This window comes from Lentibacillus halophilus (assembly GCF_039522485.1).
Classification (GTDB): Bacteria; Bacillota; Bacilli; order Bacillales; family Amphibacillaceae; genus Lentibacillus; species Lentibacillus halophilus.
On record NZ_BAAADM010000039.1, the window covers coordinates 37426 to 57140 of the forward strand.

20 protein-coding genes and 1 tRNA gene are annotated in these 19715 nt (G+C 44.2%); 19 read left to right on the forward strand and 2 right to left on the reverse strand.

Going from position 1 to position 19715, the window contains the following annotated elements:
- Window positions 1–151 precede the first annotated feature (151 nt).
- The 6 genes from yabN (at window position 152) to ABDZ72_RS07810 (ending at window position 3663) form a co-directional block, all read left to right on the forward strand.
- A complete protein-coding gene (gene yabN / locus ABDZ72_RS07785; RefSeq protein ID WP_343752232.1) occupies window positions 152–1603 on the forward strand; it encodes a bifunctional methyltransferase/pyrophosphohydrolase YabN in 1452 nt (483 codons plus the stop codon).
- A 5-nt stretch (window positions 1604–1608) separates the two neighbouring features.
- Complete coding sequence (locus ABDZ72_RS07790; RefSeq protein WP_343752255.1) at window positions 1609–1866, forward strand: RNA-binding S4 domain-containing protein; 258 nt, start codon at window positions 1609–1611, stop codon at window positions 1864–1866.
- A 61-nt stretch (window positions 1867–1927) separates the two neighbouring features.
- The gene (yabP, locus tag ABDZ72_RS07795) at window positions 1928–2227 is read left to right on the forward strand and encodes a sporulation protein YabP (RefSeq protein WP_343752233.1); all 300 of its coding nucleotides are present in this window, start codon (window positions 1928–1930) and stop codon (window positions 2225–2227) included.
- Window positions 2224–2823 carry a spore cortex biosynthesis protein YabQ gene (gene yabQ / locus ABDZ72_RS07800; protein WP_343752235.1) on the forward strand — a complete coding sequence of 200 codons (600 nt, stop codon included), beginning with the start codon at window positions 2224–2226 and terminating at the stop codon, window positions 2821–2823. Before yabP ends, yabQ begins: the two co-directional genes overlap by 4 nt.
- 6 nt (window positions 2824–2829) lie before the next feature.
- Window positions 2830–3210 carry an FtsB family cell division protein gene (locus ABDZ72_RS07805; protein ID WP_343752236.1) on the forward strand — a complete coding sequence of 127 codons (381 nt, stop codon included), beginning with the start codon at window positions 2830–2832 and terminating at the stop codon, window positions 3208–3210.
- A gap of 75 nt (window positions 3211–3285) precedes the next feature.
- Window positions 3286–3663, forward strand: a complete 378-nt coding sequence (locus tag ABDZ72_RS07810; protein ID WP_343752237.1) for a S1 domain-containing RNA-binding protein — start codon at window positions 3286–3288, stop codon at window positions 3661–3663.
- 123 nt (window positions 3664–3786) lie between these two features.
- Here the strand turns inward: ABDZ72_RS07810 and ABDZ72_RS07815 are convergent.
- Window positions 3787–3860, reverse strand: a tRNA-Met gene (locus ABDZ72_RS07815).
- Between the two features lie 212 nt (window positions 3861–4072).
- Here ABDZ72_RS07815 and spoIIE point away from each other — a divergent pair.
- The 13 genes from spoIIE to lysS all read left to right on the forward strand — a co-directional run bounded on the left by spoIIE (window position 4073) and on the right by lysS (window position 19026).
- Complete coding sequence (spoIIE, locus tag ABDZ72_RS07820; protein ID WP_343752238.1) at window positions 4073–6523, forward strand: stage II sporulation protein E; 2451 nt, start codon at window positions 4073–4075, stop codon at window positions 6521–6523.
- 108 nt (window positions 6524–6631) lie between these two features.
- Complete coding sequence (locus ABDZ72_RS07825; RefSeq protein WP_343752239.1) at window positions 6632–7366, forward strand: VWA domain-containing protein; 735 nt, start codon at window positions 6632–6634, stop codon at window positions 7364–7366.
- Complete coding sequence (locus ABDZ72_RS07830) at window positions 7341–8264, forward strand: serine/threonine protein kinase (RefSeq protein ID WP_343752240.1); 924 nt, start codon at window positions 7341–7343, stop codon at window positions 8262–8264. The genes ABDZ72_RS07825 and ABDZ72_RS07830 overlap by 26 nt, the downstream gene beginning before the upstream one ends.
- A 107-nt stretch (window positions 8265–8371) precedes the next feature.
- The gene (gene tilS, locus ABDZ72_RS07835; RefSeq protein ID WP_343752241.1) at window positions 8372–9760 is read left to right on the forward strand and encodes a tRNA lysidine(34) synthetase TilS; all 1389 of its coding nucleotides are present in this window, start codon (window positions 8372–8374) and stop codon (window positions 9758–9760) included.
- 10 nt (window positions 9761–9770) lie between these two features.
- Window positions 9771–10313 (forward strand): hypoxanthine phosphoribosyltransferase, encoded by a 543-nt coding sequence (gene hpt / locus ABDZ72_RS07840; RefSeq protein WP_343752242.1) that lies wholly within the window; start codon window positions 9771–9773, stop codon window positions 10311–10313.
- Between the two features lie 157 nt (window positions 10314–10470).
- Window positions 10471–12504 (forward strand): ATP-dependent zinc metalloprotease FtsH, encoded by a 2034-nt coding sequence (gene ftsH, locus ABDZ72_RS07845; protein ID WP_343752244.1) that lies wholly within the window; start codon window positions 10471–10473, stop codon window positions 12502–12504.
- Between the two features lie 113 nt (window positions 12505–12617).
- A complete protein-coding gene (locus ABDZ72_RS07850) occupies window positions 12618–13385 on the forward strand; it encodes a type III pantothenate kinase (protein WP_343752256.1) in 768 nt (255 codons plus the stop codon).
- A 43-nt stretch (window positions 13386–13428) separates the two neighbouring features.
- Complete coding sequence (hslO, locus tag ABDZ72_RS07855; RefSeq protein ID WP_343752245.1) at window positions 13429–14307, forward strand: Hsp33 family molecular chaperone HslO; 879 nt, start codon at window positions 13429–13431, stop codon at window positions 14305–14307.
- A gap of 338 nt (window positions 14308–14645) precedes the next feature.
- A complete protein-coding gene (cysK, locus tag ABDZ72_RS07860) occupies window positions 14646–15569 on the forward strand; it encodes a cysteine synthase A (protein WP_343752246.1) in 924 nt (307 codons plus the stop codon).
- Between the two features lie 123 nt (window positions 15570–15692).
- Window positions 15693–16526, forward strand: a complete 834-nt coding sequence (gene folP / locus ABDZ72_RS07865; protein WP_343752247.1) for a dihydropteroate synthase — start codon at window positions 15693–15695, stop codon at window positions 16524–16526.
- The gene (gene folB, locus ABDZ72_RS07870) at window positions 16519–16884 is read left to right on the forward strand and encodes a dihydroneopterin aldolase (protein WP_343752248.1); all 366 of its coding nucleotides are present in this window, start codon (window positions 16519–16521) and stop codon (window positions 16882–16884) included. Before folP ends, folB begins: the two co-directional genes overlap by 8 nt.
- Window positions 16881–17393: a 2-amino-4-hydroxy-6-hydroxymethyldihydropteridine diphosphokinase gene (folK, locus tag ABDZ72_RS07875; RefSeq protein WP_343752250.1), complete on the forward strand. Its 513-nt coding sequence runs from the start codon at window positions 16881–16883 to the stop codon at window positions 17391–17393. The genes folB and folK overlap by 4 nt, the downstream gene beginning before the upstream one ends.
- A gap of 151 nt (window positions 17394–17544) precedes the next feature.
- Window positions 17545–19026: a lysine--tRNA ligase gene (gene lysS / locus ABDZ72_RS07880; protein ID WP_343752252.1), complete on the forward strand. Its 1482-nt coding sequence runs from the start codon at window positions 17545–17547 to the stop codon at window positions 19024–19026.
- Between the two features lie 488 nt (window positions 19027–19514).
- On the opposite strand, the gene ABDZ72_RS07885 is transcribed toward lysS, so the two are convergent.
- Window positions 19515–19715, reverse strand: a 201-nt coding sequence (locus ABDZ72_RS07885; protein ID WP_343752253.1) for a hypothetical protein, incomplete at its 5' end; no start/stop codon positions are given.

Consider the following 19715-nt stretch of genomic DNA (forward strand, 5'->3'; position numbering starts at 1 on the left):
TTGAAAAAGTGTCTTTATTTGGACAAAATAAGGCACTTTTTTCGTTTGAGTCGTAATTAGTTCCGAGCAGCTTCTAGTCAATCGGAACTATGGTATCATGGATGTGATAGACATGCTTATGAATGTGACTTTGTAAAGTGAGGGATTTGTGATGGAAGGAACCATTGAGGTTATCGGCCTCGGGGCGGGTGATGCAGAGCAGTTATCACTCGGGGTGTATCGTAAATTGTTGCGTGCGGAAACGGATGTGTTTGTACGAACAATCGACCATCCGGTCGTAAAGGAATTGCAAAACGAAGGGGTTGTGTTTAGACCATTTGATGATGTTTATGAATCATCAAAAGACTTTACCACGGTTTATGAAGCGATTGCAGACAGACTCGTGGATGAAGCGCGGACAAAATCAGTGATATACGCTGTTCCTGGTCATCCCATGGTGGCTGAGGAGACGGTCAGGCGGTTACTGGAACAAACCGATGTACCGGTTGACGTCATGGGGGGTCATAGTTTTCTGGATGCGCTTTTCACAGCATTGAACATTGATCCGGCAGACGGGTTTCAATTGACGGATGGTACAGCTTTTCACAGGCATGGACTGAACTACCGGCAGCATCTCCTTATCAGTCAGGTGTATGATCGAATGACGGCCTCCCATGTAAAACTTGAACTATTGGAAGACCTCCCCCCGGATTATCCTGTCCGTATTGTGGAGGCGGCCGGGAGCCGACAGGAAACATTGATTGAAATTCAGTTGGAGGATTTGGACCGTTCGTTTGATAAGGTTTCCAATTGGGCATCGGTCTATATTCCTCCGGTGCCCGAGAGCATGCTGCAGCACACATTTTCCCGGTTACGTCATGTGATTGCTGCATTGCGGGCGCCGGATGGTTGCCCGTGGGACCGCGCACAGACACATGAAACATTGCGTCCGTATGCGGTTGAAGAGGTTTATGAATTGTTAGAGGCGATTGATGAGCAGGATGATGATGGTATTGTTGAGGAATTGGGCGATCTTTTATTGCAGGTCATGTTGCATAGTCAGATTGGTGAAGACCATGGCTATTTTAACATTGATGATGTCATCCATTCGATTACTGGAAAGATGATTCACCGTCATCCGCATATTTTTTCCAATCAATCCGCCGACACGGTCGATGAGGTATACGCGACGTGGGATGCATTGAAACAAGAAGAAAAAGGCGACGAGCGGACATCGGTTCTGGACGGTGTTCCTATCGGGCTACCTGCGCTGGCAAAGGCCTTTAAGTTACAACATAAAGCAGCCAAGGTCGGTTTTGGTTGGGACGAGGCAGCAGACGTGCTGGCGAAATTTCAGGAAGAGTGGCGGGAGCTTCAGAATGCGATGGTTGAACAACCAACAGATAAAGTGGAAGAAGAGCTTGGTGATGTTTTATTTGTACTGGCCAACGTGGCGCGGTACTATGACATTAATCCGGAAGTGGCTTTGAACAGAACCAATCAAAAATTTGTGTACCGCTTTTCGTACATCGAAAAGCAGCTGACGAATCAGGGAGACGATATATGGACGGCTCCATTTAAAAAAATGGAAGACTATTGGAATCAAGCAAAGAGGAAAGGATGATGGTATTGCGGCTGGATAAATTTCTGAAAGTATCACGGCTTATTAAGCGGCGGACGCTGGCAAAAGAAGTAGCCGGGCAGGGGCGCATCACCATTAACGGAAATAATGCAAAAGCTTCTTCCGTTGTCTCGGTCGGGGATGAACTGGTGATTCGTTTTGGCCAAAAAGTGGTAACCCTAGAGGTGACATCGTTGCAAGAAGCAGCACAAAAGGGGGAGGCAGAAACATTATACCGCGTGATCCATGAAGAAAAAGTGGATTAAAGACAGTTCTATACTTGTCCCTCTCGTCATATAGTAATAATGACAAGGGAGGGGTAAATGTATGTATGATTATCAAAATGACACGGTCAATCGCACTCAGCAGGAACATTCCGTTAAGATAAACGACCGTAAGAACTTGGAAATAACTGGAGTAAAAGAGGTTGACAGTTTTGATAATGAAGAATTCCTGCTAGAAACAGTGATGGGTTATTTAATTATTCGTGGACAGAATTTGCAGATGCAAAATTTGGATGTAGGTGACGGGCTTGTCACTATAAAAGGCAAGGTATATGAACTTTCCTATGTGGACGACCATCATCAGGAGAAAGCTAAAGGATTCTTTAGCAAGCTATTCAAATGACGTTAAGTGCACAGTTTGCAACGATGCTCTCCATGACTGCAGGCGGGTTTTATTTAGGGATTATTCTTGACACTTACAGGCGTCTGTCGATTTATTGGAAAGGCAGCCCGTTTATGATCTACGCCATGGAAATTGTTTTTTGGCTGTCTCAGACGATGCTGTTATATTATGTATTATTTTTGGTAAATAGCGGAGAATTGCGGGTTTATGTATTTTTGGCGTGCCTGCTCGGATTTTCCATGTACAAAGGAGTGGCTGCCAATGCCTATCAAACATTCCTCGAACACATCATCCGTATGGTGGCAGCCGTATACCGCTTCTGCAGGCGGACAGTGCAAATACTTGTTATCATACCGGTGAAAGCCATCATCCTGTTCATGTCAGCGGTGGCTATGTCCATACTTCGTGCTGCCACCGCACTTGTGCGGTGGCTCGTCACCATTGTATTTACTCCGGTTTTTTGGCTGTTCCGACTGCTTTATAGCTTGCTTCCGTCTTCCTTTCAAAAGAAATTATACAAAATAGCAGGATTTTATAGTAAAATAGAGAATATATGTAGGAAATGGATCAAAGAATTATGGTTCAGGAGGAGGTAGTCAAGCGTGTCGGCAGATGAAAAAACAGTTACGCATCTGGATTCCGATTACATGCAGCAGTATGATGCCTACATAGCCAGACAAAAACGCAAGAAAAAGCGCTTGGTGCGCCGGCTCGTTTTATTTGCCGCTATTACCATGCTCGTTATTGGAAGCCTTACGGTGTACCACTTACAGCAGCGATCATTGCATGCGGAAAAACAGCAGCAATACGAACAGCTGCAGGATAAGCTTGCTCACTTGGAAAAGAAAGAACAAAGTTTGAAGGAAGACATTCATTTACTGAACAACGATGAATATGTATTAGAAATAGCCCGGACCAATTATTTCTATTCCAAAGAAGGTGAGTTAATTTTTAACATTCCCGACAAAGAACCCTCATATTGACACACTTTTACAAGACTGGCTATAATATAGTAGAAGTACACTTTTCAAGAAATTCTAAGGAGGAGCACTTTTTTTATGTCAATCGAAGTAGGCAGCAAACTGCAGGGAAAGGTGACCGGCATCACTAATTTTGGGGCCTTTGTTGAAATTGAAAAGGGAAAAACAGGCTTGGTCCATATCAGTGAGGTTGCTGACAATTATGTAAAAGACATTAATGAGCATTTGAGTGTTGGTGACAGTGTGACGGTAAAAGTCATTAATGTCGAGGAAGATGGCAAGATTGGTCTGTCCATAAAAAAGGCCAAAGACAAACCGCGCCAGCAGCCTCGTCAGCGTACGGAGTCGTTTGAGTCCAAGATGAACAAATTTCTTAAAGATTCGGATGATCGTTTAGCCTCTTTGAAAAAACACACGGAATCTAAGCGAGGAGGTCGTGGTGCCAAAAGAGGATAGCTGTTTGCTGTCTATGATCAATTGATGCGAAATTTGATGCGGAATTCACCATATATGATATAAAAAAGCAGGCAATTCCTTTCAATGGAAAGCCTGCTTTTTTTTACGTTTAATGAATACGAATGGCGGTGGAGGGATTCGAACCCCCGACCCTACGGGTATGAACCGTATGCTCTCGCCAGCTGAGCTACACCGCCGAATGAGTCACAAATGATATAATACAACAGCACATGTTATGTGTCAATGGTATTCCGTTCGTTGACATAAATAAACAGAACGTGGAAGGTTGTGTAGAATATCGCTTGTCCGACTGGAAAGACGTCGAACGATTCTTTGACTTCGTCTTCCTGTTTTGACAAAAACAGTGTGTATTATGTGCTTAAATGGGTGTAAGAAGGAGTGGTTGACAATGATAAATTCTATTCCGGATTACAAACCTGTTGGAGGGCATATGCAGGATCGTGCCCTGGACAAGTTCGTCAGAAAAATAGCAGGCACTATGACGACAATACTGCTTAAAAAAGGTTGGCTTTTTTATATCGTTGGTTTTTTACTTGGACGAGCCATTATATTATCCGTTGTGTCACCGTTTGCTATTGCTTTTTTGGCAACGATATGGTTTATTCAACGAGAAAAAGCTGCTAAATCGATGCTGTTTGTTTTGGGTGGCGCATTAACGTATTCGCTTACACAAGGCGCCTTCATGGCATTGTCTATGATTATTTTTCTTTTCATAGCGGGGTTAATAAAGAACACATCAAAACAGAAAGTCCTGCTGCCACTGGCTGTGTTTATGTCCACGGCCGCACCGAGAGTATTCTTGTATTCCATTAGCGACAAGCTTTCATCTTATGAATGGATGCTACTCGTTGTTGAAGGCGTATTGGGAGCAGTCCTGGTATTAATCTTTATGCAAAGCATTCCACTTTTATCACCGCATCGCTATAAACCGGCACTGAAAAATGAGGAAATTGTTTGTATGATCATTCTCATTGCATCAATTTTGACCGGAACAATTGGCTGGGAAGTGTATGGCGCATCGGTTGAGCAGGTTTTTTCCAGATATTTTGTTTTGCTGCTTGCGTTTGTCGGTGGGGCATCGATTGGCTCGACTGTTGGCGTTGTCGCAGGCCTTATCCTGTCACTCGCCAATGTTGCCAATCTTTACCAAATGAGTCTGCTTGCTTTTTCCGGTCTGCTTGGCGGACTGCTGAAAGAGGGAGGAAAAGCAGGTGTCAGTGCCGGGCTATTGGTCGGGACAGTAATGGTTGCTATTTATGTGGATGTCGCAGCGGTGCTTCCATCCCTTAAGGAAACATTGATTGCTGTTATGATGTTTATAGTGACACCGAAGAGCTTAATCAAAAAGTTGTCCCGGTATATTCCTGGAACCGATGAATATACCACAGAACAGGAACAATATTTACAGAAAGTCCGCAATGTAACAGCCAAACGTGTGGAGCAATTTTCCAATGTCTTTGAAGCATTGTCCAACAGTTTCTCATCGGCTGAAGATATGACAGAGGATGAAGCAGCTGACCGGAAAGAAACGGATTATTTTCTGAGTCAAGTGACAGAGAAGACATGTCAGTCCTGTTTCATGAAGGAACGCTGTTGGCAGCAGCAGTTCGATAAAACGTATTCGTTAATGGAAGATGTAAAGAACGATTTGGAAGCTGGAAAAGAGCCGGGTCGTCAATCCATGCACAATTTTGAAAATCATTGTGTCAAATCGAAAAAAGTAGTGGACGTCATGAAAGAGGAAATGTCATTTTTCGAAGCGAACAAACAGTTGAAAAAACAGGTAATAGAAAGCAAGCAATTTGTTGCTGATCAGCTGCAAGGTGTTTCCGACGTCATGGATGATTTTGCCGATGAAATTCTTAAAGAACGCAAACACCATGAAAAACAGGAAATGCAGATTATGAATGCGCTGCACCACATGGGCATTGAAGTGGAAAAACTTGATATTTACGGATTGGAAAAAGGCAATATTGATATTGAAATGACACTGTCCTTTTACCATTATCATGGCGAAGGTCCGAAACTCATTGCTCCAGTTTTGTCGGATATTTTAAACGAAATGATTATCGTCAAACACGAAGAGGTATCCCCGTTTCCCAATGGCTATTGTCAATTAGTCTTTGGTTCAGCCAAGGAATATGTGGTGGAGACAGGGATTGCCAATGCAGCTAAAGGAGGGGGCCTTGTTTCTGGAGACAGCTACCGGACAATTGAGCTCGGAGAAGGCAAGCATGCACTGGCAATCAGCGATGGTATGGGTAATGGTCAGCGTGCCAAAGAAGAAAGTGAGGAAACGTTGCGTCTTCTTCAGCAAATTTTACATACAGGCATTCCTGAGAAAGTGGCGATCAAATCGATCAATTCCATTTTGTCCCTCCGCACCAGAGATGAGATGTATGCCACGTTGGATCTTGCTGTTGTCAATCTGCACAATGCGTTTGTCCGTTTTTTAAAAATTGGTTCCACGCCAAGTTTTATTAAACGGGGGGATGATATTATTAAGGTGGAAGCAAGCAATCTGCCAATGGGCATTATTCAAGAATTTGATGTGGACATTGTCAGTGAGCAACTAAAATCGGAAGACATCTTGATCATGATGAGTGACGGTATATTGGACGGGCCTAAGCACGTAGAAAATACGGACATTTGGATAAAACGAAAAATTCAGGAACTGCAAACAGATGATCCTCAAGCGATTGCTGATATTTTGCTGGAAGAGGTTGTACGGACAAGATCGGGTGCTATTGAGGATGACATGACAGTCGTCGTCACCAAAGTGCAGAAAAATTCGCCGCAATGGGTATCGGTCCCTATTTATTCGGATAAAGCACAGTAATGATTGACCATTCATACCAAGCCGTTCACACACGTATAGAAGAACAGATGTATATGGCTGTGTGTTTATGTCGATGATGGTAATGGATTCGATAGGGAGGTATGCCAGGTGAAAAAAGGAACGTTGAAACAAATACTGTTGATGACGGATGGCTGTTCTAATAAAGGAGAAAGTCCGGCTGAAACAGCTGTATTAGCTCGTGAGCAAGGCATTGCTGTCAATGTCATCGGCATTCTTGATGATGATCAGACGGAAGAACCCGAGGGGCTGCAGGAAGTGGAGGCCATCGCCAACGCCGGTGGAGGGATTAGCCAAATTGTTTACAAACAGGCGTTATCTCAGACGGTTCAGACGGTTACAAAGCAATCGATGACGCAAACGATACAAGGATTTGTCAATCAGGAATTGAAGCAGATTCTCGGCCCGGGTCAAAGTCTGGAAGAGATTGAGCCTGAAAAACGTGGGGAAATTATGGACGTTGTGGAAGATATGGGAGAGACGTGTGATTTAGAGGTACTGATCCTTGTCGATACGAGTGCCAGCATGAATGACAAACTTCCGTCCGTCAAGGAGGCACTGGTTGACTTATCCATCAGTTTGAATGCCCGAATCGGCCGGAATCGTTTCAGCATTTATCATTTTCCGGGCAAGCGCAAAGATATACAAAACGTGTTGGATTGGTCACCAAAACTCGATGCCATATCGGATGTTTTTCCAAAGCTGACCAGCGGTGGTATCACACCAACCGGACCAGCCATACGAAAAGCGATGTATCAATTTGGGAAAAAAGGATTGTTGCATCACTTGAGGGATGAAGATGAGTCAGGCATGGAAGAAGCTTAGTTCGATACGACCCGGAACCGTCATAGTCGGCAAGTGGCATCAAAAGCATTATACCATCCGGCGCAGACTGGGAAGAGGTGCTGTCGGAACGGTATATCTCTGTGAACAGAACGGCCGTTATGCAGCACTGAAAATCAGTGATAACGCCGCATCGATGACGGTGGAAGTCAATGTCCTTAAGTCATTGGAAAAGGTTCAAGGCAATCGTCTTGGACCTTCTTTACTGGATGTGGACGATTGGGAGGCCTTTCCTGGAGATAAATACGTTTTTTATGTCATGGAGTACTTACACGGAGAACCTTTGACACACTTTATCAATCGACATGGTCATGAGTGGGCAGGGATCTTTATGGTGCAATTGCTCGATGACTTGGAGCAATTGCACCAGGCCGGCTGGGTGTTAGGTGATGTTAAACCTGAGAATATGATCGTGGTTTCGTCTCCTGCCAAGGTTCGGTGGATTGACGTTGGCGGTACGACACAAATAGGCCGCTCGATTAAAGAATATACGGAGTTTTTTGATCGAGGTTACTGGGGTATGGGATCCAGACGTGCCGAACCAAGTTATGACCTGTTCGCACTAGCCATGATTTTTTTAACGGTTTATTATCCAAACCGCTTTGACAAAGGGCCAGATCCAAAAGGAACATTATTTCAAAAATTGCATGATGTCAAGGCGTTGCGTCTATACCGAAATTGTCTTAAAAAAGCTCTCACCGGGAGTTATCAGTCAAGTGCCCACATGCGCAATGAACTGATGGCAGCGATGAACAATGCACGTGCACGGCACAATCACACGAACAATGCCTCCTCGTATAAAAATTCGGTCTTCAAAGAGGGGATCGGTATCATGCTGCTGACTCTCGTCTATTATGTATCATCATTGTTTCTGCCTTAAATCGCCATAGCAATTTATCCGGTCAATGGTTTATGATACGATTAAAAAAGAACAGTGGTCTTACTGTTTGCAACGGAATTCCACCAATGGACAGGAGATGAAATGACGTGCAGGCAACCGTCCAATCTTTCATAAACAAACATGCATTGATGTCAAACGGGGCAACGGTGCTCGCTGGTATTTCCGGAGGCCCGGATTCGATGGCACTCTTGCACTTTCTGTGGCAGCTGCGTGACATGTGGAACCTCAGAGTTATCGCTCTTACAGCCGATCATCAGTTACGCAATGGTGAATCACGGGATGATCTGCGTTATGTGCAACGCATGTGCTGCGACTGGAACATTGAATTTGTTAGCACGTCGTTGGATGTTGCTTCCTATAAGCAGACAGATCAATTGGGAACACAGGCGGCAGCAAGAAGCCTGCGTTATGCCTTTTTTGAAAGAGAGATGGAGCGATTCCAGGCTGACTATTTAATGCTTGGTCATCACGGAGATGATCAGGCAGAAACGATGCTAATGGGACTGGTGCATTCAGCAGGTGTACGGTCCTTGGCGGGTATCCCTGTCCATCGTCCATTCGCCACAGGACACATTGTAAGGCCTTTATTGTGTGTGACAAAAGAGGCAATTGAAGATTACTGCAGCGAATGGGGAATTATACCACGTCGCGACCCATCCAATCATGATGATGCCTACACACGGAATTACTACCGCCGCCACGTGCTTCCGTTGCTTAAGGATAAGAACAGCAATATGCACCGGACGATGCAACATTTGAGCGAGTCGCTGCAGGAAGATAATGCGTTTCTAATGGAGAAGACACGACAAATGGCAGAAGAAGTTGCTATCTTCAATGAAGAAAAACGGTTGGTTTCGTTTTCTATTGATGATTTTCTTTCATATCCCCGTTCTTTACAAAGGCGTTTCTTTCATCTATTATTAAATTATCTGTATAATGATCAGCAGGTACATATATCATATAATCACGAGGAACAGTTTTTCGCTTTATTGAACGTACGTACCGGTAATGTCACACTTGATTTTCCGCGAAAGTTGAAGGTGGAACGAAATTATCATAACATGGTATTTTTTGTGATGGATGAGGATTCCCTGTCATACCAAAAAACGCTGGACGTACCGGGGGAGCAGTTGCTGCCGAATGGTTATTGCATCGCTGCTCATTTCACGGACTGTCCAGAGACAGAAGGGGGGAACGTTTACGCCTGTCGCGCTGCGAATATTTCCTTGCCTTTACATATACGGACCCGCCAGGCCGGTGATCGGATGAGCTGGAGTGGTTTGCATGGCAGCAAAAAACTGAAAGATGTGTTTATCGATGGCAAAATTCCATTAAATGAAAGGAATGTTTGGCCCATTATAACTGATAATAATGGTGACATACTCTGGCTGGTCGGTTTAAAAAAAGGACTTCCACCGATTAAAAAGACAACGGGGCCATACATTCAGTTGACATATGGGAAACGGGAGAAATAGGAGGAGCAGCATGAATAATGATATAAAAAAAATTCTGATTACAGAAGAACAAATTGCCGCTAAATGTGCCGAGCTTGGGCGAACACTGACAGAGGAGTATGACGGACGATTTCCGTTGGCGGTCGGTGTGCTGAAAGGTGCGCTTCCATTTATGTCTGATATTTTGCGTTCCATCCATACTTATCTTGAAATGGACTTTATGGATGTGTCCAGTTATGACGGACAGATGCGCTCATCGGGTGAGGTTAAAATTGTCAAAGATCTCGATACAAAAGTGGAAGGCCGGGATTTGCTGATTATTGAAGACATCATCGACAGTGGTCTCACGCTTAGTTATCTGGTTGATTTATTTAAGTACCGCAAAGCCAATTCCATTAAAATCGTCTCACTGCTTGATAAACCGGACGGACGCACCTCCCATATCAAAGCGGATATCGTTGGCTTTGACGTTCCGAATGAATTTGTCGTTGGATATGGGCTTGATTATGCAGAAAAATACCGAAATCTTCCATATATCGGTGTTTTGAAACCGGAAATTTACGGTGGTACATAACGGTGTTGTGACTGTGTGAGTGGATATGGAAATAGTTAATGGACAGGAAAACAACAAGGATTGAAGTACGCTGCCGAAACAATTTAAATTAGTTGTACCGACACTTTTTCTTATGGTACTATTGATTGTAGTTTTCCCGCTCGGGAGGAGGTAAGGAATGAACCGGATATTTCGTAATGTCATCTTTTATTTATTAATATTCTTAGTCGTCATAGGCGTCATAGGAGTATTCAAAGGACCAAATGAACAACGAGACGAGTTTAACGTTCAGGAATTTATGAATGCATTAAATAATGGCGAAATCGAAGAAATGACGATGCAGCCATCGAATGGGATTATGCGCATTACCGGTACCACCGGGGATGATGAAGCTTTTATTGCGCAGGTGCCGGATAATACGGATGTTATATCGGAGATCTATGATCAGGCTGTACAGCAAAGCACACTCAAGACAAAAGAAGAGGAACAACCAAGTGGTTGGGTTACCTTCCTAACAACGATTATTCCATTTCTGATATTGGGACTATTTTTCTTCTTCATCCTCAGCCAATCCCAAGGCGGCGGTGGCGGCCGTGGAGTCATGAACTTTGGCAAAAATAAAGCCAAAATGGTCAGCGATGATAAGAAAAAAGTCCGCTTTAAAGATGTGGCCGGAGCAGATGAAGAGAAGCAGGAACTCGTTGAGATTGTGGATTTCCTGAAAGACCCACGCAAATTTTCAAGTGTCGGAGCCCGTATTCCTAAAGGCGTTCTGCTTGTCGGTCCTCCTGGAACAGGTAAAACATTGCTTGCCCGCGCTGTTGCAGGAGAAGCCGGTACACCGTTCTTTTCGATCAGCGGTTCCGATTTTGTGGAAATGTTTGTTGGTGTCGGCGCATCCCGTGTACGTGACTTGTTTGAAAATGCGAAGAAAAATGCACCGTGTATCATTTTTATTGACGAACTGGACGCTGTTGGACGTCAGCGTGGTGCCGGACTTGGCGGCGGTCACGATGAACGGGAGCAGACACTGAACCAGCTGCTCGTTGAGATGGATGGGTTTGGTGTTAATGAAGGCATTATCATTATCGCTGCAACTAACCGTCCGGATATTCTTGACCCGGCCCTTTTAAGACCAGGACGTTTTGACCGCCAAATTACGGTTAACCGCCCGGATGTCAAAGGCCGTCAGGAAGTGCTCAAAGTACATTTGAAGGATAAGCCGTTGGACGATACAATCGACCTCAAAACTATTGCTATGCGCACACCAGGTTTCTCCGGTGCGGACCTGGAAAACCTTCTGAATGAAGCAGCGCTAATTGCAGCGCGTTTTGATAAAGATACCATTGGAAGTGACGATATCGAAGAAGCCATTGATCGGGTAATTGTCGGTCCTGCCAAGAGGAGCAAGGTCATTTCCGAGAAAGAACGTAATATTGTGGCACACCACGAAAGCGGTCATACGATCATTGGTAAAGTATTGGATAATGCGGATGAAGTCCATAAAGTGACGATTATTCCGCGCGGTCAGGCAGGCGGTTATGCTGTTATGCTTCCAAAAGAAGACCGGGCCTTTATCACGAAACCGGAATTGCTTGATAAGATCACTGGTCTGTTGGGAGGTCGTGTAGCTGAAGAAATTATGTTTGGCGAAGTGAGCACGGGTGCTCACAATGACTTCCAACAGGCAACGAACATTGTACGTAAAATGATTACGGAATACGGCATGAGTGACAAAATCGGTCCTATTCAATTTACTAGTGGTGGCGGGGAAGTATTCCTCGGCCGTGACCTTCAGAATGAACAAAATTACAGTGATGAAATTGCGCATGAAATTGATAAAGAAATGCAAAGCTTTACAAATTACTGTTATGACCGTGCCAAATCCATTCTTACAGAACATAAAGATAAGCTGGAACTAATGGCACAGACATTGCTGGAAGTGGAAACTTTGGACAAAGGACAAATTAAATCCTTGTTTGAAGACGGTGTTTTGCCAGAACCTGAAACGAGCAACGATAAAACATCATCAAGTAGCGATTCCGATATGAAAGTCAATATCAATTCTAAAAACAATGAAGAAACGACACCGGAATCCTATGAGGAAGCCAAACAAAAGGCTGAAGAAAAACGGCAGGAGAAGTACGAAGAAGAGGATGACGACAACACAAGTGAATCGTCATCGGATGATGAAAGCAATAAAAAGGAATAAACCCATGACAGCCTCTCATGAGTATGAGAGGCTGTATTTATTTAATGACACCGAATAGACTTATCGGGTATAGTGAAAGGATAGAAAAAGGTTTAGAGGAAGGTTTGTTGTGCATGTTACTTGTGCTTGATGCAGGCAATACCAATACAGTTCTTGGTGTGTTTGAAGAGGATACATTAATCCATGAATGGCGCATAAAATCAGATCGCCATAAAACAGAAGATGAATATGCCATGCTTATGAAATCATTGCTGAAACATGAGAATATAGCATTTTCTGATATAACCGATATTGCCATATCGTCGGTCGTCCCTCCGATGATGTTCGCATTAGAAAAACTATGCACCAAGTATTTTCACTTGGAACCAATGATTATTGATGGTGCATCTGCTCATACATTTTTGAAAATGGCTTATCCCCATCCGCAAGAAATTGGTGCCGATCGCATTGTCAACGCTGTGGGTGCGATTGAAGAGTACGGAGCGCCGTTGATCATTATTGATTTCGGCACTGCGACAACGTATTGTTTTATTAACCGCGATGCAGCATACGAAGGAGGTGTGATTATACCCGGTATGGAAATTTCGTTGGAAGCTCTCTATCAAAAAGCATCCAAGCTCCCCAAAATTGAGATACAGGAACCCGACAAAGTGATTGGGAATTCAACAGTAAGTGCTATGGAGTCGGGCGTGTTTTATGGTTATGTCGCACAAGTGGACGGAATGGTTAACCGAATGAAACAAGAGACTCCGATAGACCCAACCGTTATTGCAACCGGCGGAATTGCACCACTCATCGCTAGTAAGGCAAAGACAATTGATTATGCAGACAAGCAACTGACATTGAAAGGCCTGCATAAGCTATATTTTTATCACGCATGAGCACGGTTGAATAAGTGAAAGTTGGAAAAGGAGATGAAAGCCTATGAAGGATCATTTAATAAAATCGACGGTATATGATGGTATGATACGTGCTTATGCCATCCGTTCGACCAATACAGTGAAAGAAGCGCAAACCAGACAGGACACGTGGGCGACGGCATCAGCTGCCCTCGGACGCACTGTTACCATCGGTGCCATGATGGGCGCCATGTTAAAAGATAATGAGTCGCTAACGGTGAAAGTCGAAGGCAATGGTCCGATAGGTGCGATTATTGCAGATAGTGATGCAACCGGCGATGTCCGTGGCTATGTAACCAATCCGTATGTGGACTTTGATTTGAATGATCAAGGAAAATTGGATGTAGCACGTGCAGTTGGTGAGGGCAATATCAGTGTTGTCAAGGATTTGGGTTTAAAAGATTACTTTACAGGTCACGTCCCGATTGTTTCAGGCGAAATTGGCGATGATTTCACGTACTATTTTGCCAACTCAGAGCAAATTCCTTCTGCAGTAGGAGCCGGTGTCCTTGTTAATCCGGATCACAGCATTCAGGCAGCCGGTGGTTTTATTGTGCAGGTAATGCCTGGCGCGGACGACGATGTCATTGCACAAGTGGAAGAAACGATTGCAAACATGCCCACGATATCTCAATTAATAAAAGAAGGTACATCACCTGAAGGCATATTGGAACGTCTTTTTGAGGTTGACAAGGTTACGGTTCACGGTCGTCTGCCTGTTCGGTTTCAGTGTAAGTGTTCAAAGGAACGGCTTCAGCGCGCAGTAACCGGTTTGGGAAAGGAAGAAATCCAGAGTATGATTGATGAAGACCATGGTGCTGAGGCCACTTGCCATTTCTGTAATGAAGTTTATAGGTTCACCGAAGAGGAATTGCAGGAACTGAAAGAGTCAGCCCATTCTTGACGTCGCCTTTGAAAATGTGACCCACAGGGGGAAAGAGACTGTATCCCAACAAGGGGAACGCCTTGCCGATAACGACTGTCAATTGATTCAGTCGCTGTCGGACGAATATAGCCTTCATACGATCATTGCCCGGGTAATGACAGTTGACGACGACACAAAAAATATTCAGTGAGCAACCAGCCGTGTGCAAAAAGTCAGCAACTGCAGCATTCCTTAAATGATATAAAAAAATGCGGTTTTACGATAGTCAATGATATCATTGATTGACATTTTGAAAACGATAGCATAACATATGGTGTAAACCCTATTGAAAAACTAGGGATTAGGAGGCTTATGTAATGAGAGTGGCGGAAAACATTACACAACTAATTGGGCAAACCCCGATTGTTAAATTGAACCGTTCGGTTGATGACGATAGTGCTGATATCTATTTAAAACTGGAATTCATGAACCCCGCCAGTTCGGTAAAAGACCGAATTGCTCTGTCCATGATTGAAGATGCTGAGAAAAATGGCCAGTTGAAAGAAGGGGACACGATTATCGAGCCGACGAGTGGCAATACCGGCGTTGGCCTGGCTATGGTTGCTGCGGCTAAGGGGTATAAGGCCATTTTGGTTATGCCAGATACGATGAGCCAGGAACGTCGCAATCTTCTGCGCGCTTATGGGGCAGAGCTGATTCTCACACCAGGGGCCGAAGCGATGAAAGGTGCGATCAATAAGGCGGAAGAACTACGGAAAGACTATGGCTATTTCATGCCGCAGCAATTCAATAATGAAGCCAATCCGGACGTGCATGCACAGACAACCGGCCATGAAATTGTACACCAAATGAGTGACGGGCTGGATGCGTTTATTTCCGGTATTGGAACCGGTGGAACGGTCACCGGGGCCGGCAAGATATTGAAAGAACACTTTAAAGGGATCGAAATTTATGCCGTTGAGCCGGATGATTCAGCTGTTCTTTCCGGTGAAGCACCAGGTCCGCATAAGATTCAAGGGTTGGGTGCAGGTTTTGTTCCGGACGTTCTCGATACGTCCATTTACGATGGAATTTTCCGGATAACCAATGAGGAATCGTTTGATACGGCACGTGACGTTGCGAGATTGGAAGGCATACTCGGCGGTATTTCATCCGGTGCCGCTGTTGCTGCAGCCAAACAAACAGCCAAACGGCTTGGCAAAGGCAAAAAGGTGCTCGCAATCATCCCGGATAATGGAGAGCGCTACTTGTCAACCCCTCTTTATCAATACGACGATTGATGACGGGATTTTGGAACCGGTGCTGGCCTTAGCACCGGTTACTTTTTGATCACTGCTTCCAGTTTTATTAAGGCTGTGGTACGATGATAATGGAAAAAATGTTCAAGGAAAGAAGGCTGGGGAATGAAACTGACAACCAAAACTAAGACGTATGATTTCTCTGAACGGACGCATGTGATGGGTATATTAAACGTAACGCCCGACTCGTTTTCTGATGGTGGGCATTATACCACGGTTGATCAGGCCGTCGACCAAGCTGTTTTGATGGAAAAACAGGGAGCGGATATCATTGATATCGGTGGAGAGTCCACGCGTCCGACACATCAACCTGTGTCTTTGAACGAGGAAGTAAACCGCGTTATTCCGGTTATTCAGGCGGTCAAACGTCATGTAACCATTCCGATTTCCATTGATACATATAAGGCGGAAACCGCTCGTCAAGCATTGGCAGCCGGTGCTGATATCATTAATGATGTCTGGGGTGCCAAGAGGGAGCCCGCTATTGCACAGGTTGCAGCGGAATTCGGTGCTCCGATTATTTTAATGCACAACCGGACAAATAAAAACTATACATCGATTATTGATGACATGAAGGGGGATTTGCAGGAGAGTATCGATATGACACTGACAGCTGGTGTTCACCCTGATAACATTATTCTCGATCCCGGAATCGGTTTTGCCAAAACATCCGAAGACAATGTGACTGTCATGCATCATTTGGAGGCATTTACCGAACTTGGATATCCACTGCTTCTCGGTACGTCGCGAAAATCCTTCATCGGTAACATTCTTCATGTGCCGTCATCCGAACGCGATAACGGCACTGGAGCGACAACGTGTCTAGGGATCGTCAAGGGCGCACAGATCGTCCGTGTACATGATGTAGCATTGCATGTGGAACTGGCAACCATGATGGATGCCATGCTATATAAACAGGGCGTGTCAGACCATGGATAAAATTTTGCTGAACGGCATGGAATTTTATGCGTATCATGGCGTTTTTCAGGAAGAAAAAACACTTGGACAACGGTTTTACGTGGACGCAGAGCTTGAATTCAGCCTAAAGAAACCCGGCCAATCGGATGATATGAATGACTCCATTGACTACGGTGAAGCCTATGAAGTAATGCGAGGCGTTATGGAAGGCCGGCCGATGAATTTATTGGAATCTTTGGCTGAAACCGTTGCTAGTGAATTGTTCCGGTCGTTTTCTCCACTGAATGCCTGTCGTATACGCATCACTAAGACTGATCCGCCCATACCGGGTCATTACCGGTCAGTAGCGGCGGAAATTTTTCGGGAGCGAGATGAATGAACACCGTATATATTGCATTAGGGTCCAATGTTGAACCAAAGGACAACTATTTAAAAGAAGCGCTTCATTTACTAAGGGAACATCCACAGGTGCGCATTATTCAATTATCATCGATCTATCAGACGGCTCCGGTTGGTTATACCAATCAGCCCGATTTTTTAAACATGGTGATAGAAGCAGAAACATCACTGTCTCCACTGGTACTGCTGGAGGCTTGTCAACGGATTGAACACCAGCTTGAACGAAAGCGGGATATTCGGTTTGGTCCCCGTACGATTGACCTTGACATTTTAGTTTATAATCAAGAAAATAGACAAACAGAACAATTGACCCTCCCGCATCCACGTATGCACAAGCGAGCATTTGTCCTTATACCGCTGAACGAAATTGCACCGGAATTGATATTGCCAACAACGGGAAAACCGATTTCCGATTATATGAAACAATTCTCTGAAAGGGAGAAAAATGATGTTACACGATGGACAACAAGGGGATCGACAGACAAATAAAAGTATGTCTTAAATGAACGGGGTTATGCACAGCGGGACTGCAGGAACGCCGGAGGTGCACGTCGAGCCATTTTAATTTATACTTGATGATAATAAACATGTATAGGCCTGATCGGTCATCCGATTAATAATGAATGTTGGAGTGATAACTGTGTCAGAAGAATTAAATGATCATATGCAGGCCCGCCGGGAAAAGCTTGCTATGTATCAAGAACGGAATGTGGAACCTTTCGGCGGCAAATTCAATCGGTCCCATTTGGCTGATGATTTGTTTGCCGGCTATGACCAATTTTCCAAAGAGGAATTGGAAGAAAAGCCGGATGAAGTGTCTATCGCAGGTCGGGTAATGACCAAGCGCGGGAAAGGAAAAGCCGGTTTTGCTCATGTACAGGATGTCAGCGGCCAGATTCAAATCTATGTCCGCCAAGATACCGTTGGTGAAGAGGCGTACGACATTTTTCAATCCATAGATATGGGGGATATTGTCGGTGTAACAGGCTCCATGTTCCGGACGAAAGTGGGTGAATTGTCTGTAAAAGTTGAGGAATTCACTTTGCTGACTAAATCGTTGCGGCCACTTCCGGAAAAATATCACGGGCTGAAAGATGTGGAACAGCGCTATCGTCAGCGGTATCTCGATCTGATCACCAATCCGGATAGCAAAGAGACGTTTATTCTGCGCAGTAAAATTATTCGTTCGATGCGCAGTTTTCTTGATGGACAAGGGTTTTTGGAAGTTGAAACACCAATGATGCACGGCATACCGGGTGGCGCTTCTGCCCGTCCGTTTGTCACGCATCATAATGCACTGGATATTCCGCTGTATATGCGCATAGCTATTGAACTGCACTTGAAGCGGCTGATTGTTGGTGGTTTGGAAAAAGTGTATGAAATTGGACGTGTATTCCGTAATGAAGGTGTCTCCACACGCCATAATCCGGAATTCACCATGTTGGAATTGTACGAAGCGTATGCTGACTTTTACGATATTATGACATTGACCGAAAATTTAATCGCGCATATAGCTGACAACGTTCTCTCTGGTTCGACTGTGGCCTACGACGATTACGAAATCAGTCTGGCCCCAGGGTGGAAACGGCTGCATATCGTCGATGTCATTAAAGAATATACAGGTGTTGATTTTTGGCCACGCATGAATGATGATGAGGCGAAAAAAATGGCCGCCGAACATGGGGTTCAAATTCAGGACAATATGACATATGGGCACATTGTTAATGAATTTTTTGAACAAAAGGTTGAGGAGCATTTAATTCAGCCTACATTTATTTACGGACATCCCGTGGAAATATCGCCATTAGCTAAGCGAAATGCAGACGACAACCGGTTCACCGACCGTTTTGAGTTATTTATCGTCGGCCGTGAACACGCCAATGCTTTTAGTGAATTGAATGATCCGATCGATCAGCGGGAACGTTTCGAAGCGCAAGTAAAAGAACGTGATGAGGGTAATGATGAAGCCCATCTAATGGATGAAGACTTTTTGGAAGCACTTGAATACGGAATGGCTCCAACGGGCGGATTGGGAATAGGAATTGATCGTCTTGTCATGCTATTGACGAACTCTCCGTCCATTCGGGATGTACTGCTCTTCCCACAGATGCGCAGCAAATAACTCATTTTTAAATGAAATGTTGGGTAAATGTAACGGTTGATCCATGAAAACCGTGAACGGAGTGATTGTTTTGCACATGATTATACTGGCTTCCACAGTACCGACTGCCGTACCGATAATGAGTTGTGTTAGTTGCTGTTTTTCTGTCGCGCCATCGGTACTGACGCGTTCTATGTGGCGGGCGTGCCTGTTCCTGTAACGAATATTCAGTGGGAGAGAAAAGAATTCCCACTGAATGATATTTTATAAACACAGAATATACAGCTATGTGATAGTGATATGATCGGAGACGTATTCATTTGTTTACATGATGGTTGAGGCAGTTTGGTAGCATACATGGATATTGGAAGAAATCGCCACTTATTTTTTTGGATTTACTATTGATTCCACATAACACACATGATACATTATTGGATGTCGCGCAAAAAAGCGGCACGAAACGAACCAATCATTAATCATTAACAAAAACACTATTGACTTTGGTTTTTTTAAATGATATAGTTATTAAGTCGCTTTTCAACGAACAGATCAAATAAAATGATTCGTAAAAAGTTATTGACTTGAAATTGATTGTTTGTTACAATTAAAAAGTTGATTGATATTAGAACATTAATCATAAGTTGCTCCTTGAAAACTGAACAAAACAGCCAGTATGACAGTTGGATGTCAGAGGCAGGAAGTCGGAAAAC